Raw genomic sequence first — 16,804 nt, 5'->3', positions numbered from 1 at the left:
CAAAGCAGGTTTTAAAAATACTGTTTTTATTTTAATGGCCCACAGCCTGGTAATTTCTGCTAAGAATTGATGGCAATTATTATTTATTTTTGTAAGCCTCAATTTTTTCTAATAACCTTTTGGCTAAATAGTCATTACCTTCCTTTAAATACTCATAAATAATTTGGGCTTCTTCAAGATATTTTTTCTTTTTCGATTCGTTCCAATAATAGGGTGGTGCATATAAATTACAGATTCTATCTGCCATCTTTACGGCCCATATTTCTTTTGGCTGTGCTTTTATCCGGTCCAGACTGTCTTTCATTTGATGCTCCTTTTCCAGATTTGTGTTTTTTGTCAATGCCAAGACACCTTCCCGAACCTGTTTGCCATATTCTTTTTCCAGATCTTCTATACTCAGGTTGGTATCTTCTATGGTATCATGTAAAAACGCGCATTTTATGGCAAGCTCTGCATTGAAATCAGAGGTGTTTTTGGCAGCATTCATTATTTCAAATACAACACTGCCGATGTGGTTGATGTATTCTATTTTTTCGTTTTTATTCTGTCCTCCATAGGTTTGCCCGCTATGCAGGATGCTTACCTTTTGCCATATATTTTGGAAGTCATCAATTGTAAAAGTATCGTTCATTGTGTTATGGTTTTATTTAGTGTTATTTATTTAAGCTTCAGTCAATCTTCGAAGTACTGCTTTCTCATCAGTTCAATGACCGGAACCAATAGATTGATATCTTCTGTTGATGCTTTCCATGTGTAGTCAACGTTTTTATCAGCCAGACTGATTCCGAATTTCCATTCGGAACCATCTAAAATAATTGCTTTCTCATCGCTTATACTTTCCGGCAGTTGTATTTGCTCCAACAGTGAAAACTGCTCCCTCAATAAGGCTGTATCTGTTGTGGAAAGTATTTTTTCATCATTTATAATTTTCAGTCTGTCCAGATTGTAAATTCCGAGGGTCCATTGTAAGAGGTTATACGCTGTGTCCCATTGTCTAAATGCTGAATATATAATGCCATCAGGTTGTTCAACTAAGATTATTTTATACGGAAACCCTTTAATCGTTGGAAGCTCTGAGAAATAAGCAATGATTTTTTCTCCTGACTTTAACCTGAAATTCTCTATTTCAGTTTTAGCCTCATTCATCAGTGCCTGTATATCGTTTGAAATTCTTTCCATTTTGTCTTTTTTGAAGTGCTGATGTCATTCAGTTATATGATTGATCCCATTTTCGGGCAGAAGCAGGATGAACAGATTAGGCAAAGTGAAAAATCCCCCGCTACCTCAAGAATTCTTTCGTGTAGTTTTGATAAAAAAACAAATCACGGAATTGATATTCATATTTGAAAGGTTATGATCATCTTACAATTTTAACCTTTTGTAAAAGTCCTTTCTCATTTTTATACATAAAAATATAAGTTCCTGCCGGTACCTTTGATACATCTATATTTTTATTATAATAGGCAAAACCTTTAATGATGTACTTCCCATCTATTGAATAGATAGTGTATTCGAACTGGTTGCTGTTATTTTTATTACTGATTACAAAACCGTCTCTGGATGCATTGGTATACACTTTTGTTTTATATACCTGATCTTCATTGGCTGCATCTGCAGAGAGAGCACTTTCACTGATATCTGCCACCTGTATGCTTTTAATCGCTGAGCTGGTGAGAAACGTTGTACTTCCACCGATGACGTATAGTTTATCGTTATATACTTCCGCAGCAGCATGTCTTCTGGGAATCATATTGGATGATAACTGATGCACCTTATTGGTTGTTGTATCAAAATAGGCCAGAAAAGACTGATTATTATAACCGCCTACCATAAAAATCTTATTATCGGATACGGCTAATGAATGGCCGGATATAGCAGCTGGCATCGTATATTGATTGATCCAAAGATTAGTGTTGAGGTCAAAAACATTGATCAGACGTGATGAGGTGCCGTTAAAACCACCAATTACATACAGTTTATCATTAACAATTTTACCCCTTGTTTCTCTGGCTGTAGGCATATTGGGTAAGGGATTCCATGTATTTGAAGCAATATCATAATATTGGAATGTATTAGAAAATTTAGTGGTTGCCGCTCCATTGAGTCCGCTGCCGCCAAACACATATATTCTGCCATTATAGATTGCAGAACCTGCATTTCCTGTATAGGAACGATTAACGGCTCCCTTCGTTATTGTATTGGTGGCAAGGTCTAAAATTTCAAGATGGCTGTTTCCCCAACCGTTAAAAATATAAATTTTATTATTATAAGTCTCCGAATTGGCAAATCTTTTGGGAAGTAGGGTAGCATTGAGAACACTCCAGCTGTTATCAGTAATATTATATTTTTCAATATACTTGGCATCACTTGCTTTTTCCTGATACCCGTTGCTCACATAGATATTATCATTCACAATTACACTGGCTGTGGCACCTCTGCCTCCAGACATATTGGCGAGATTTTTAAATTGAAGCGTTTGTGCATGAACTAATAATGAACCAAAAAATGATAGGAGGACTAATTTTGTTTTCAATGGTGCTGAGATTTAGTGTTTGGTTTCCTTGATTTTCTGTTAAAAATTCGGGATTCTTTTAGCGCCGAATATCAATAGAGCATCGAAGTTCAAATATAGGAAAAAAGTGTAAGTGAATTTTTTTGGTTGGCTTTTCAAAGTTCCAAACGGTAAATGGTTTTGTGAAAATCTTTGCTCTCCAACGTCTCGCTCAGTACAGTCTCTTTAATCGCGGTAAATTGCTAAACGTATTTGATCGAATCCACCTTTTCCTCTAAAACGAAATAAATAGGCATTCAAATTTTGATTTTGCCATTTAATATCATCCCTTACTGTTTCTTCTTTGGATTTTTCTAAATCTTCATATACTTCCAGGTATGGTTTTCCAAGCTTTTCAGTTATATATTTTTTTATTTCTGAGAATTTTTCGGTAAACATACTACCAGGCACTTCCATTTTTTCATTTTCATTCCATTCATACAACTTGAATTTGGTTTGGTCATCTTTTGTGAAAAAATAATCTACTTTAAGAATGAAGCTATTCTCATTTCTTTGATAAGATTTAGGAATTTCAAATGTATGCTTTTCAAAAGTTGGATAAATATTTTCTCCAATTCCCCAAAAATATCCAAGCGTGATATCTTTTGATTTTTTATCTATTTCTTCTTTTTTAATTTCAGTGAAGCTTTTAAGGGAAAGATCTATTTCATCATGTACAGGAACATTGCTGTATTTATTTACTGAACAACTATAAGATATTAGTAAGATAAAGACATAGAGAATTTTAGATTTCATGATCATATTATTTTTGAGTGATTGGGCAGCTGGTGTTTAAAATTTCGTCTCAAAACCTTTTCGCAAAGCTTTTAATTCCGGTTCTGTCAGGTTCCTTTCATTAATTTCCTGCCAGAGTAGCTGTGCTTTGTTGAGTTCTGTTATTCCATTTTTTTTCAGCTCCCCACATCAATATGGCAAAATCCTTTTTGTTATACATGATTCCGTCAAAGTTTATAAAAGTACCTTCATATTGATCGACTGTATTTTTGAAGTCTAATGTTCCTCCTATAGATTCTGTTTTAATATATTTTTCAAGAGTTGAATTTTCGTCATCGTGATTGGCAATGATTTTTTCTTTCACAATATTTTTCACTTCTTCAATGACGTCATTATACTTTAAAAATTGAATGTCTTTGTTGTTGAATTTTAAAACACCATTATTGATTACTGCTTTAGATTTGCTGATACCGGCTAATTCTTTTGCTCTACCTTCTGTTATTTTTCCTTTTAGTTGTGAAGGAATTTGAAAGTTTTCATTTTTGTTGGGGATGATTACGTTATAGAAAAACGAATCATCTTCATTTTTAGGAATTAGCATCAGCATTCCTTTGATACTTCCCTGGTCAACAATCATGAAATAGTAGGAGGGTAATTTGCTCGAAAAATTCCAATAATCATCTATCGTAGGATTTTCATTGATGAAAACGGATGATTGTTTATTATCAATATTATCTTTAATGGTGTAATAACTTGAAGCGATTTCAACATTTTCAAAACTGAAATTTTCTATTTTTTCACTGTTAAATACTGGATTTCCATTTTTATCCAATTGAGCGTACAGGTTTGGACCCGTTAGAAAAATCGATAATAAAAGTATGAATAAATGTCTTTTCATGGATCGTTGTACTATTTCGTTTAACTTTCAAATTTAAGCATTACATCATTATCCTACTTATGCAATGGCGGTAATATTGTTTTTAATTTGTAAAATTTTATAAAAACTTAATTTATTTCTTCTCTCTCCTTTCAAGAATAAGGTGCGCAGCATCCAGCATTTTAATCAGATGGATGTACGGGCTTACGATATTCCTTTCCGGTACATGGTCGTAGACTCCCAATGAGAAATAGATAATCCCGGACATAAAATAATCAAATTCCTGTATGCTGTATTCCTGGAATGCTTTTTTAAAGACCAGCAGAGGATTTTGGTATTCTTTCTCAGAAAGCAGGCCTAAAAGTGGGGGAGAGGGATTTTCCAGCGGAGTATTGCGGGTCCGTTTCTTTTTGTTCAATGTGATGAGATAGCATGCACGGACAAACGACTGGATAGATTGTCGAAATTGAATGATACCGCAAGGATCTTCTTTGATCCAGGTATTTCTTTTTACGGCATAATTCATAATGCTGTTTAATTTTTCTTTGGATGCTGCCAGATTATTGGTCTGAAAGAATGTCTCCATCAGTTGTAACCCGGACTGCTTTTTACCAACTGCCGAAAACCGGGATGGAAAGTCTGTTCTATTCTTTTTCATGAGTTTGTATTGTTATAAAGTATTTCTGTACGAATCGGATCGTTTCTGCTTAAGATGAATTGTTTTTTTGGACTGAACACAGTTGTTGATGCATCATGGAAACTTCACGATACCAGTGCAAGCTGAGTTTTGTTTTTTTACAAGATTTTTTATGGGTTGTAAAAAGGGAGGAAGTTTTGCCAATGCTGAACTTCCCACCCATTACAAGACAAAAAAATTATGATAGAATTTGTGTTTTTCTGAAAGCCCTAAGGCCGCAATGGATTGTACACCCCATTGTAACATGTCATGATACTTGATGTGGTAAAGCGGGCTTAGAAAAAAGAATTGTAGAAAAGCAGAACTGCATGAAAATAAAAACGGCATGGGACTCTACAATATCTGTCATAGAGGTACTGGTATACCGTGCAACAGATAAGAGAGCCCACGCCTAGGTCGTGAGCTTCATACTTATCATCTTGTTGCTTTAAAAATTACCAGTTTTCTATGACAAGACTCTAAGCAATAGCTTCTATGTTTCTTTGAAGTATCGCAAAATTACATCTTCAGATGTAATCTATTGACAAATATAATAAATTTTATTAGATATGGTAATATATTACCATGAAATATTTGATTGAAATTCTAAAATTGCTACTAATTATAAATTAATGGATAGCAAAGACGTTTTAAAATTGTATATGCGGAGTTTTTCTGAACATCTCAAGGAGATAAGAAAGGAAAAATATAATTCTATGGATGCCGTTGCACAAAATTCGGTTTTCGATTCCAGTAATTATAACAAATATGAAAATGGTAAAGGAAATCCAACCATTGAAACTATTCTCAAAATGGCTTCAGCATTCAAAATTCCGCCGAAGGAACTATTTGATTTTGAATTCGATATAGAAAAATATAAAATTGACGAGTAAATCCTGGTGAAAGCTGGGATTTTTTGTTTAAAGTCGGAAGGCTTTGCAGAACGGGGCTTAATATTACCGAATTCTGCAATAAATATTTATGCTTATAATTTGTAACAAAAAATGCAATTATGAATGAGTTTAAGACTGATGAAATCAAAAGAATGGTCTCAGAAAAAATAAAAGAAATAAAAGGAGGAACTCCTTATTCTAAGGTTTCTGAAAGATGTAATGTTACAGCTGCAAGAATTAGTGATGTTGCTAATAACAAGATCGATTGTCAACTCAGTACTTTCATTGAAATTGCAACTGGACTAAGAATGCACCCCAAGGAATTATTTGATATTGTTTTTGATTTTGAAGAATATTATTTAGAATTGGATAAATAAAATAGGCTCCGAAGTCTTTAGACTTCGGAGCTTATCTTATTTAGTTGAAAATGAACTGTCTGAACGAAATTGATTACTTTTAAAGGTCAATGTGCTTTTTGAAAACGTAAAATCATTTTTGTCAACAGTTTCACTAATAAACTTTCAAAATTTTTTGTTATTAACTCTCTTGGTTTTATTGTCTATGAATATTGCGTATAACAGTTAGGGGCTTTGCAAAATGTTTCAATTAAGAACTAAACTCACCATTTTGCAAAACTCCTACTGTATGCTGGCATTTTTCTTCTGTTAGTATTTCAATGGTCTTTTCATTCCCAATTATTGCCATTAACTTTTCAAGCTGTTTGTTCATTTTTAGGTCTCTTTCTTCTTTTCTTCTTAAAATTCCTCTACAAGCTTGTGGACTTAAATAAAACTTTTCAGGAACATTTTCGGTTTGCAAAATGTCCTTAACTTTACTATCAATCGGATTATTTGTTATCGCAGAACTGTTGAGATATAAATTTTGACTAACTAAAAATATGTTGTCAAACAAATATAGCTTTGCATTTAGGTTATTTGGTGATTTTCTTGTTGAATTAAACCAACAAATAATATCTTGTTTTTCACCCATTGAATACTTGTCTATTTGTTTGCCTAACCATTTTACAACTGGAACTGCCCAAGAATTTCCAATTGCTTGAAAACGATTTGTATCACTATTACCATTTATTAAAGTGTAATTATCAGGAAAACCCATTAATCTCTCACATTCTAATGGTGTAAAGCGTCTTATTCTATCATCTTGTGCAACATATAGAGAGCCATTATAGGCGGCTGCATTACCGTTCCATTTTGTTCCGTATGCAGCGTAAAGGCAGTCGGTGTATTCTCTAAATATTTCAAACTTAAAATTACCTTTCTTAAAGATTTTTTCTTCTTTTTTTTTCGTAATCAAGATATCTTGAGAAAATAAATTTAAAATGTCTCCATTTAAACTTTCTTGTTTTTCTGCTTTTGTTTTCTTAACTATATCTTGACTATCAAATTCAAATAATATTTGGTCAGGACGAAAATCTTTTCCTCCTGCAAGTACATATAAACGTTTTCTTTGTTGTGGCAAACCGAAATATTTAGCATCAATTACTCTCCATGCCACATTTCTATTTGGACCTTCTAAATATCCTGCTTTTGTCCACTTTTTTACTTTTATTTCCTCTTCGAATCCTGCAAGTCCAGCAATGAAATTACCAAAAGCGTTTGTTTTATCATTAAGAACTCCTTCAACATTTTCCCATAGAACTATTGAACGGTCTTTTTTTTCTTTTTCTCTGATTTCATCAATTGCATTTGCAATTTCGATAAATGTAATTGTAAGTTGACCTCTTTTGTCGTCTAAACCATTTTTCCATCCTGCAAGCGAAAAAGCTTGACAAGGTGTGCCACCACAAAATAAATCAGGTGCTTGAACTTTGTCTTTTAAAATTAAGTCAGGAAGTTCCGTCATATCACCTAAATTAGGAATGTTAGGGTAGTGGTGATGTAATACTTTTGACGGAAATTCAGCAATTTCTGAGCTCCATAATTGCTCATATCCATAAGGAGCAAAAGCTAATTGAGAAGCTTCAATACCTGAACAAACACTACCAAAAGTCAATTTCTTTTCCATTTTCTTTTCAAATCTCTTACACAAAAGTACAAATGATAATTATAGTATGCAATTTTAATTGATAATTTTATCAATTATTTGTCTTCTCTGCTAGTTTTGTTTTCCAAAGTTCCAAATCATACCAAGGACAACCTTTGCAACCGTTTTCGTCATAAGAATTAGCACCTTCCCAATTTTTATTTCCAATATAAAACCAATTTAGTCCCATATAATCACCTCTTTTACCGGTCTTTACACAAGCATCACAATATCGAGATTTCCACATATTAGTTTGGTTTGAGAGTAATTGAAATTTATTCCTGATTTCTTCATCAGTCATGTCAGTTGGATTGTCAGTTTCTGGAGTGTTCCAACGTTGAGAGGGGAATTTGTGGTCTATCAATAACTCTACATCGCTTCTAACAATGTTGAAGCAAACTTCTTTGTTTCCAAAAAGTTTTTTTATTCTTTTTTTTAAAATTTCAGATATGGGTTTTCTTAATTCGTTACCATGTTCAAACCTACTTTCAATAGGTGGCAACATGATAAGGATATCATGCATAGTTTTTTTTGCACAAGTTGGACAAATTTTTCTTTTAGAACAAATGATATAACCCTTTACTTTCAAGGCTTTTATTCTTGCTGGTGGTTGGTCATTAATTCTGCCTATTCCACAAGTTCTACATTGCCATTCACCTGTGTATAATGCAGCTAAAACTTTATATGTTTCCGTATTTTTGTTTTCCCAACGTGTATCACTTTCAACTATCCATTGTTGAGTATTTGCTGGTTCAAGCAATTGATAATTATTATCAATAAGTTCGTCAAACTCATTGTCAGTTAAATCCAGACCTTGTTTTTCAAGAAATTTTGGTAATGCACCTTGCCAATTCTTTGTTTGATAAGTAAATTCAACTTCTTTAAATACATCATTGGTTTTTTCGGCTGTAAAATACTCTTCATCAACTATGATATATGGCTTAATTTGTTTTTTCCCCATTATTGCTAATTTTTTAAAAGGTCTTCAATTTTGACCTCTAAAGCGCTAGCAATTTTCTCCATATTTATGAGTGTAATGTTTTTTTCAGCTCGTTCTATCATACCAATATATGTTCTATGAAGGTCTGCACGATGAGCCAACTCTTCTTGAGAAATATCAAGTAGCCGTCTGAATTTTCTAACGTTTTCTCCGAAAATATTTAATATTTCGTGTTTTGAAATCATTGCTAACTAAAGTCTACACAAAGCTAACTTTAGTAGTCTATTTTGGCTACATACTATAATTAGCATTTTGGATTTAATAATTTTATGAAATTGTAATTTAGAATGTAAGGTTTGTGGTATTTTATGGTATTCCCCCCCCGCTGCGCAAAGTCTCCCGACTTTGAGCACTTATTTTCATTCATCATAATTATTATATTTCCAAAATTCATTTTTCTTAGTAGGATCTATGACTGGATTTTCAGCAATCTTAACCTCAAGTAATCCTTTTCCAAAAACATAATTACCAGCTGAAAAAGGATATCATTATCTTATTCTTCAGTTGGTAATTATGTTTTTGAGCTTAGTTTTCTAAATTACCTATTAATATCTGAATATTTCTAGCTTTATTTTATGTTTGCGATTTGATGATAGGTCTTTTCGCTAAGGTAAAACGTTGTACAAATTGTTCCTTACGGCAAACCATATTATACAAAAACCACCTATAGAAATAAAGTGGTTAGTATATTACATAGCCTCGGTCGCCGACCGTTACATTATTCCTGGCATTCCACCTCCCATTGGTATAGCACAGGCTCAGCCCCTACTACCGTACGAATCTTTTCGTGTTGTTTAAGTGTAATAAATTAAACATTTTAATAATTTAATCTAAAAGCTAAAACCACATGATACAATCGTGTGGCAGCGAGGGTAATTTTTTATCTGTATAAAAACTGTGTTGGCGGTAGTTTTTAAATACATTTAATAATAATTAATTTTTTTGTCCAATTTCCATGTCCTCCTTTTGCTTTAATTTCAATTTTATATTCTTTTCCTGCTTCTGCTACAAAGTTTTTAGATAAATTATATTCGAAGCAAAATTCGGTATCTTTAAAATCAAGAATAGGAGTAGTATCGGTTGAATTGTTTAAGGTGATCAATAGTTCCTCATTCATTATTAAGTCGCCATCATCATAGATTTTTGCTTTTACTTCAACAGTTGTATTACCATTAAACGTTTGATTGTTAACAGGAGATGTTATTTCTATTCTTGTATAATGATCATCACTACGGCATGAAATGAAAAATATCAGCAGTGTCAATAAAGAAATAGATTTAAAATTTTTCATATGTATTTTTACGTGGTTTTTTATTACTGTTTTTCTTTCTATTTTTCTATAAATTCAATGTAAAAAATTCTATAATTATATTGTTTTTCATCATTTTAGATAAAATTACCGCTAGCACCGAATTTACATATTGTGCTGATATAAAATATACATAATTGCGCCAATATTTTTCTGATTTTGCTTATGTGATTGAAAGTCAGTAATTTAAAAAGTGTTGTTTCTTTGCAAAAAACTATTATTTAAACAAAAAGCCGCTCGATAAAAATAGAGCGGTTTATATATTAAATTGTCCCGGTTGCTGATTATTATATCATTACCCTCGCTGCCGCACGAATCCTTTCGTGTACTTTTATATAATAAATTAAATTAAATATTTAGTAATATAATCTAAAAGCCAAAGCCACACGATATAATCGTAACGGTAGCGAAGATTGTTTATTTGTTATTTTTAAAAACAAGATTTAAGCAATTCCAAATCTTTTCTGGTTTTTCAGATATTATATGAGCAATATTGGTAGAATCAAACAGTTTAATTTTATTTTTTTTAGCAAACATAATAGCTGGTTCAGTAAAACCTAGATGTGAAAATACTATTAAATGAAAAGCATTATGCCTAATATCAACATATTCTAATTCATCAAACCTTATAAATAGTGAATCACCAACTAATTTTCTTATTACAGGAGTGGATATCCTAATTTAGCTTCCAGTTAAAGTTAAGCATAAAACCTTAATTTTAACTTATGAAACGAGAGCGAAAAATCTACGATCCAGCTTTTAAAACCAAAGCCGTTCAATTAAGTAATGAGCGAACTAATATCTCGGAACTCGCACGAGAACTCGGAATTGCAGTCACATTACTCTATAAATGGCGTAAAGAGTACGAAGAATTTGGTGAAGGCAGCTTTCCTGGTAATGGAAATTTAAAGCTGACACCCGAACAGGAAAAAATCCACGAACTGGAGAAAAAGCTCAAGGATACAGAGCTGGAACGTGATATATTAAAAAAAGCAATCGGCATTTTTTCCAAGAACGGTCGATGAAGTATGAGTTTATTAAAAATCATGAATACCTCTTTTCGATTGAAAAAATGTGCTGTATTTTAGAAGTTGGTCCCAGCAGTTATTACAAATGGAAAAGCAAACCAATTTGCAATAGATTGCTTTTGAAAGAAAAAACAAAACAACAGATAACTTCAATTTATTTTGCTTCAAAACAACGTTATGGAAGTCCAAGGATAACAGTTGAACTGAATGTTTTGGGATATAAAATATCACGAATAACTGTTGCGAAATATATGCAAGAACTTGGACTCCGAAGTAAACTGAGCAAAAAATTTAAAGTTACAACCAACTCAAAACACAATTATTTGGTGGCGGAAAATGTTTTGGACAGGAACTTTATCATTTCCAAGCCCTCAAAAGTTTGGGTATCCGACATCACTTATATTCAAACCAAAGAAGGGTTTTTATACTTGACCACAATTATTGATTTGTATGACCGGAAAATAATTGGATGGAGTTTAAGTAATGGTATGAGCACTGAAGAAACAAGTCTTGCTGCTTGGAAAATGGCGCGCAAAACCAGAAAAGTCACAAAAGGATTAATTTTTCACAGCGACCGAGGTGTTCAATATGCGAGCAAGAAATTTACAAAAACCATTGAGTCTTACGGAGTCATTAGAAGTATGAGTCGCAAAGGAAATTGTTGGGATAATGCTGTGGCAGAGAGCTTCTTTAAGTCATTAAAAACGGAGTTAATTTATGGCAACAAACTCATAACAAAAGAAAAAATGGGAATGGAAATATTTGAATACATTGAAATCTGGTACAATAAAAAAAGACGTCACAGTACCCTAAATTACAAAACAATAGAAGAATTTAATAATCAAAACGAAATTTATCAAAATGTAGCTTAACTTATACTGGAAATTTTATTTGCATATCCAGAGTATCAATTTTTTTATTAAAATATTTAGTTTGAATTAATAAATATATTTCTTCATTGAAAACTAAATCGCCAATTTCTTCAGAAAGTTTAACTTTAAAGCTTCCTAAAATATCAATCCCTTTGTCATTTGTATTAGCAGTTAAGTTACAATTAATACCTAAATCTTCTAGAAATATTTTACAAAACTCTTCATAAATAACTCCTTTGTTTTGTTGGTTTTCAAATTCATTTATAAGAGTAATTGCTTCATTATACTTAATACTATGTGATGGGCTATGCTTGCATTTTTCAACATAATATCCATCAATTTTTTCTTCAAGTATTATCTTTTGAAAGTATGAATTAGAGAGATTTACCGACTCAATATGTTTAATTAATTTTTTAAAAGTTTTACTTTTTATATCTGCATATTCATCTATAACCTTTTCTCTTATTTCAGCATTTGAAATTGAACGATATGAAATATCTACAATTAAATCTTCAATAATTTTTGGTCCAGACCAATCATGGCTTATAATTAAATTAACTATTTCATTTACCTTCATCGTTATTTCTTTAATTAGAAATTATATGTAAATGCTTATCTATTTTTGCGTTTATAAGCTCTAGTTTTTCTTTTAATTCAACTGCCCAGTCTTGAACACTTGGGAAACTTGAAATCTTTTCAAAAATCTGATTTAATTCTAATTCCCAATGCTCTTTATCGCTTATTGTTTTTATTTTTTTACTCAAGTTTACTAATAGAATACCGGAATTGGGATCTAAAATTTCATTTATTAATGAGTTAAACTCTTCTGAAGAGTCTTTATCTTTTGAAATATCAATAATAATATCCCTAAATTGTTTTGTATTCAAACCTTGATGAAGTGCTTGATTTATTAATTGAGGTATTTGTATTAATATTTCTTCATAATATTCTTCATCATTATCTTGAAATTCATTCGTTTCTTTATTAATTCCAATTTTTTCACGGATTGAAATATTTTTATCAAATGCCTCTAAATATCCCCAGTTATCATCTGAAATTGGATCAGAGAGTTCAGTTATTTTTGAATATATTTTGAATCTAATTATTGATTCACGGACTTCTTTCAATCCTATTCCTAATTCATTAGAAATTTGTTTGTAAACATCGTGAGAGCGCTGACCTTCAATTGAATCTTCATATAATGAGTTTAAATGTTTAGCTTTAGCAACTTGACTCCATTCTTTTACTGTTGTTACATTTGCTATTCCTTGCGTAATTCTTACTTGTTTCCAAAATTCATCATCTGATTCATCTTCTTCTTTTTCAGCTAAAAGAACTGGTATAAGTGTTAAGTCATTATAGCCTTCAATTTGTAATGATTTTAAGCATGCAACACGTGTATTGCCTTCTATTACAACATATTCACATTCCTGATTTAATTTTTGTAATTTTTCTGAAAATTGATGTGTATCTTTTTTTTGTACAACTATTCTATTCACCCATTTTATATCCTGTTGCATGCTTTTAAGTAATTCCTTTGATTGAGAAGATTGTAACATTTCACTAACCAAAGTTTCTTGTGAGACTTTTCTTTCGTTAACAAACCTTGGATTATAAGGGTCTATCATAATCTTGTTTAATTCAATTTCAGATGGAGTTAATTTCATTTTTTAATTTTTTTAAGTGTAAAGGTTATTAATTTATGTTTTTTTAATAGTCTTGCTAATATTCAAATTTACAAATTCGGTTAATATTATCCGTATACAATTGTACTAGTATTGCTTTTATAATAATACTTTCTAGCTAAATTACAATATTAGAATATTATTTCTTTATGGGAAGCCATACTTTGTAATGAAACAATAAAAAAACCACCCTATAAAACAGGGCGATTAATGTATTAAATTGCCTCGGTCGTTGACCGTTATATCATTCCTGTTTCTGAAATCTTCATTTAAGTGATCTGCTTTAAGCATGTGAACAGATGCTTTATTTTGAAGATTTAGATTTTTTAATCTTCAAAGCTTTCTGTTGTATCCATTGGACAGCAGTATCAACAGGAGCTGTATCATTGCTGGAAGAAGTATTGTGCCCCAGTTTAGAAAAAGAAGCATATTCGAAAGGTTTTCCTTGTGCTTTAAGGGTGTTCAATTGTTCTATACACAACTTTACCGGAATCTGTATGTCTTTTTCACCAAAAATCCAAAGCCCGGGAATTGAAAGGGTATTCAGATAGGTTTTTGGGTCAGTTGCTTCAAATTGGTACCTGTCCGGATCATTTCTGGTATGTTCAATGGCATCTGTTTCTGTATGATTTTCCCAAAAACCATTGTTTCCATTAGTGTAAAACTGGAATCGAAGTTGTTCCAGAGTGGTAATGGTAGGCCCGCTAAATAAAACCATAAATTCAATTTGTGGATTTTTGCTTGCCACCATTGGGATTATCCATCCTGCTTGACTGAAGCCAACTAATCCAATGGGTGTTTTTTTATCTTTCAAATAGGTCTGAAACGTTTCTACAGCTGCATTGGCATCCTGAGCCAATAAAGTAATATTAGCAGTGTCAATATTATTGGTGCCCACAGATGGTCCTACATATACACCACCAGATTCTCCAACTCCACGTTTGTCGTAAGTGAATACAGCAATGCCTTCTTTGGCAAGACGTTTTGCGAATTCCAGTTCTCTTTTTACCGGATCAGATCCGTGAACAATGACCACTGCTGCAAAGGAGTTTTTAGGTTGTAAATGGAGCCTGCGAGAGTGATACCCTGACTTTCAAACTTTACATCCTGAATGGTAGAGTCGGCCGATTGTGAAAATACCATTTCTGGTAAAGCTATTAATAATAGCCAAATAAATACGTTAGAAAAAAAGTTGATTTTCATGGGTTATAGTTACCTATCAAATATAATAAAAAAAACCGCTCTGCAGAAGCAAAGCGGTTTATATATTAAATGGTCTCAGCGACATGCTGTTACATCATTCCTGGTATTTCACCTTCCATTGGCATAGCAGGTTCACCGCTCTTCACTTCAGTGATTACGCACTCAGTCGTAAGAAGCATTCCAGAAACAGGAGCTGCATTTTCAAGGGCAACTCTTATGTTTATTTTAAATATTTAAGACAAGAAGCATTTACCTTTTTCCCTTTCGACGGAATACGCCCCGGAATAGATGTCATATCAGCTATTTGTAAACTTTGAAAATTCATGCCGTCAAATACTCTTTCAAAGTTTAGATATTCATAGGATACGTCATTTCCATTTTTAAATACAACTGCGGCTATAAAACCTTTTCGTAAAACTATGCCATATTCATTTTTTACCACTGTATAGTCTTTGTCAGTAAGTATAACTTTGTACGCGTCGGTTCTTTTCTTAAAAGCTTTTAATACTTCGTTTTCTAATTTTGGATCTGACCATTGCTTTTTTGGGAAACAGTCGCTTTCAATCACTTTTATCGTGTTAGGAATCACCATGTCAATTTCTCCGACTGCAAGAATTTTTTCAGGTTTACTATTATCAGAACATCTGGGGCACACGGGAATCATTTCAATTTTCATTTTATGATTTCCAGGAGTTAATAATTCTGGGTGATTTAAAAGGTCGGTATATAATTCTTCACCAAATAATTCGGTATTGGTACCATCGTTTATACAGCTGTTAATGTTTAGTGAGTGCAATACGTATTCATCATACAGGCTGCCATCTTTGGTTTTAGAAACCTCTTTACCATCGATATACAGTTTGTAAATTATATTGGCAGTTACCATTTCGCTGCCTCTGTCATTTATAACTTTAGCCTTTATACCTTTTTCGACCATTTGTATCAGGATATTATTTCCTATAGAATTAGCCAAAAAACTTCTGATAAATAATTTATCTCCAAAGGTGTAGGAAGAGATATATTTGGATTCAGGGTCGTTTTCTTTAATCTCAGAATTAGCAAATACAATTTTTCCCAGATATTTGCTATTGGTGTTGTTTACTTTTTCTTCGTCGAATAGTACTAATTTAGCTCTTTGCTTTGCAATTTCTTTTGTATCCTGAGCGTTGTACACATTAAAAAATAGTCCGAAGACTATTAAAAATAAGTAGTTAATCTTCATAGTTATAATTTAAGAATTCTCTAGTTTTAGTTTCTTTTATTTATTCATCTCTTTTTCAATTTCTTTGATAAGTTCAATTGATAATGGTTTTGTATTTTGGTCATACACCCTTATGTTATTCTTACCGAGTTTGACAAGAAATTCGATGGTCTTTTTAAATTTGGGGTCAGAATATAATTTCTCTTCAGGTTGATCTGCATTTTCTATCATTTTATCAAAACACTTAAACAGAAAATCATTATAATATTTATCAACTTCGTTAATGGCCGGTACAAATATTTGGTAATAATTCAGGATTTTCTGTTTTAATTTTTCGTTTTCAATGTAACCTATTTTCCCACTTGATTTAAAACCTTCATAATTAGCAATATTCATTTTCGGTCCATGGGAATAAATGGGGAAATCAACTTTATTTTTAGACTTATAAATACTGTCAAGTTGGGGAGTGGTTAATGCTAAAATTTTTTCATATTTTATGTTTGATTCATGGTAAGCATTCTTTTCAATGTCGATATTTTTGATGTCATTCTCCAGATCATTCTTTAAATTACTAAGAAATACGGCTGCTTCCTGTTGTTGATGTCTGTGTTCACTCCAGCTGTGTAACCATATTGAAAGGGTTACAGCAAATACAATAATGAAAATTTCAGTCAATACTTCTTTTACTTTATCTTTTATTGAATGCTCTTTATTGCTCATAGCAGATTGTA

Annotated in this window: 19 protein-coding genes; 4 read left to right on the top strand and 15 right to left on the bottom strand. The window is 32.1% G+C overall.

All coding sequences use genetic code 11. From position 1 onward, the window contains the following. Window positions 1–79: 79 nt before the first annotated feature. The 6 genes from IW16_RS21475 to IW16_RS25885 all read right to left on the bottom strand — a co-directional run bounded on the left by IW16_RS21475 (window position 80) and on the right by IW16_RS25885 (window position 4,821). The gene (locus IW16_RS21475) at window positions 80–631 is read right to left on the bottom strand and encodes an HD domain-containing protein (RefSeq protein WP_034749461.1); all 552 of its coding nucleotides are present in this window, start codon (window positions 629–631) and stop codon (window positions 80–82) included. A gap of 41 nt (window positions 632–672) precedes the next feature. Beyond that, complete coding sequence (locus IW16_RS21470) at window positions 673–1,179, bottom strand: hypothetical protein (protein WP_034749458.1); 507 nt, start codon at window positions 1,177–1,179, stop codon at window positions 673–675. Window positions 1,180–1,357: 178 nt separating this feature from the next. Further along, on the bottom strand, window positions 1,358–2,449 hold the full coding sequence (locus IW16_RS21465) for a T9SS C-terminal target domain-containing protein (RefSeq protein ID WP_034749455.1): 1,092 nt from the start codon (window positions 2,447–2,449) through the stop codon (window positions 1,358–1,360). 288 nt (window positions 2,450–2,737) lie between these two features. After that, window positions 2,738–3,307, bottom strand: coding sequence for a hypothetical protein (locus tag IW16_RS21460; RefSeq protein WP_034749776.1), 570 nt, complete (start codon window positions 3,305–3,307; stop codon window positions 2,738–2,740). 100 nt (window positions 3,308–3,407) lie between these two features. Continuing rightward, window positions 3,408–4,184 carry a hypothetical protein gene (locus IW16_RS21455; RefSeq protein ID WP_034749453.1) on the bottom strand — a complete coding sequence of 259 codons (777 nt, stop codon included), beginning with the start codon at window positions 4,182–4,184 and terminating at the stop codon, window positions 3,408–3,410. Between the two features lie 112 nt (window positions 4,185–4,296). Continuing rightward, window positions 4,297–4,821, bottom strand: a complete 525-nt coding sequence (locus tag IW16_RS25885) for a hypothetical protein (protein ID WP_051890551.1) — start codon at window positions 4,819–4,821, stop codon at window positions 4,297–4,299. A 650-nt stretch (window positions 4,822–5,471) separates the two neighbouring features. On the opposite strand from IW16_RS25885, the gene IW16_RS21440 reads away from it, so the two are divergent. Further along, on the top strand, window positions 5,472–5,732 hold the full coding sequence (locus IW16_RS21440; RefSeq protein WP_034749446.1) for a helix-turn-helix domain-containing protein: 261 nt from the start codon (window positions 5,472–5,474) through the stop codon (window positions 5,730–5,732). Window positions 5,733–5,851: 119 nt separating this feature from the next. Further along, window positions 5,852–6,109 (top strand): hypothetical protein, encoded by a 258-nt coding sequence (locus tag IW16_RS21435; RefSeq protein ID WP_034749444.1) that lies wholly within the window; start codon window positions 5,852–5,854, stop codon window positions 6,107–6,109. A gap of 229 nt (window positions 6,110–6,338) precedes the next feature. Here IW16_RS21435 and IW16_RS25880 read toward each other — a convergent pair whose 3' ends face one another. The 4 genes from IW16_RS25880 to IW16_RS21415 form a co-directional block, all read right to left on the bottom strand. After that, the gene (locus IW16_RS25880; RefSeq protein WP_051890549.1) at window positions 6,339–7,757 is read right to left on the bottom strand and encodes a DNA cytosine methyltransferase; all 1,419 of its coding nucleotides are present in this window, start codon (window positions 7,755–7,757) and stop codon (window positions 6,339–6,341) included. Between the two features lie 70 nt (window positions 7,758–7,827). After that, window positions 7,828–8,736, bottom strand: a complete 909-nt coding sequence (locus IW16_RS25875) for a hypothetical protein (protein ID WP_051890548.1) — start codon at window positions 8,734–8,736, stop codon at window positions 7,828–7,830. Between the two features lie 5 nt (window positions 8,737–8,741). Then, window positions 8,742–8,960: a helix-turn-helix domain-containing protein gene (locus tag IW16_RS21420; RefSeq protein WP_185116424.1), complete on the bottom strand. Its 219-nt coding sequence runs from the start codon at window positions 8,958–8,960 to the stop codon at window positions 8,742–8,744. Window positions 8,961–9,688: 728 nt separating this feature from the next. Further along, window positions 9,689–10,066 (bottom strand): hypothetical protein, encoded by a 378-nt coding sequence (locus IW16_RS21415; RefSeq protein ID WP_131327951.1) that lies wholly within the window; start codon window positions 10,064–10,066, stop codon window positions 9,689–9,691. Window positions 10,067–10,809: 743 nt separating this feature from the next. Here IW16_RS21415 and IW16_RS27240 point away from each other — a divergent pair. Beyond that, window positions 10,810–11,109 (top strand): IS3 family transposase, encoded by a 300-nt coding sequence (locus IW16_RS27240; protein ID WP_034749438.1) that lies wholly within the window; start codon window positions 10,810–10,812, stop codon window positions 11,107–11,109. Next, a complete protein-coding gene (locus tag IW16_RS21405) occupies window positions 11,106–11,984 on the top strand; it encodes an IS3 family transposase (protein WP_034749435.1) in 879 nt (292 codons plus the stop codon). Before IW16_RS27240 ends, IW16_RS21405 begins: the two co-directional genes overlap by 4 nt. Window position 11,985: 1 nt before the next feature. On the opposite strand, the gene IW16_RS21400 is transcribed toward IW16_RS21405, so the two are convergent. From IW16_RS21400 to IW16_RS21380, 5 genes are all read right to left on the bottom strand, one after another. After that, entirely contained in the window at window positions 11,986–12,561 is a 576-nt protein-coding gene (locus IW16_RS21400) for a hypothetical protein (RefSeq protein WP_034749432.1), read from the bottom strand. Window positions 12,562–12,571: 10 nt separating this feature from the next. Next, the gene (locus IW16_RS21395) at window positions 12,572–13,651 is read right to left on the bottom strand and encodes a hypothetical protein (protein ID WP_034749430.1); all 1,080 of its coding nucleotides are present in this window, start codon (window positions 13,649–13,651) and stop codon (window positions 12,572–12,574) included. A 322-nt stretch (window positions 13,652–13,973) separates the two neighbouring features. Further along, the gene (locus IW16_RS21390) at window positions 13,974–14,705 is read right to left on the bottom strand and encodes an alpha/beta hydrolase family protein (protein WP_228376976.1); all 732 of its coding nucleotides are present in this window, start codon (window positions 14,703–14,705) and stop codon (window positions 13,974–13,976) included. A 387-nt stretch (window positions 14,706–15,092) separates the two neighbouring features. Further along, window positions 15,093–16,094 (bottom strand): hypothetical protein, encoded by a 1,002-nt coding sequence (locus IW16_RS21385; RefSeq protein ID WP_131327950.1) that lies wholly within the window; start codon window positions 16,092–16,094, stop codon window positions 15,093–15,095. Window positions 16,095–16,130: 36 nt separating this feature from the next. After that, window positions 16,131–16,793 (bottom strand): DUF6090 family protein, encoded by a 663-nt coding sequence (locus tag IW16_RS21380; protein WP_034749428.1) that lies wholly within the window; start codon window positions 16,791–16,793, stop codon window positions 16,131–16,133. Between the last annotated feature and the right edge of the window lie 11 nt (window positions 16,794–16,804).

This window comes from Chryseobacterium vrystaatense (genome assembly GCF_000737765.1).
In the GTDB taxonomy this organism is placed as follows: Bacteria; Bacteroidota; Bacteroidia; order Flavobacteriales; family Weeksellaceae; genus Chryseobacterium; species Chryseobacterium vrystaatense.
This window is presented reverse-complemented; position numbering and strand designations above follow the sequence as displayed.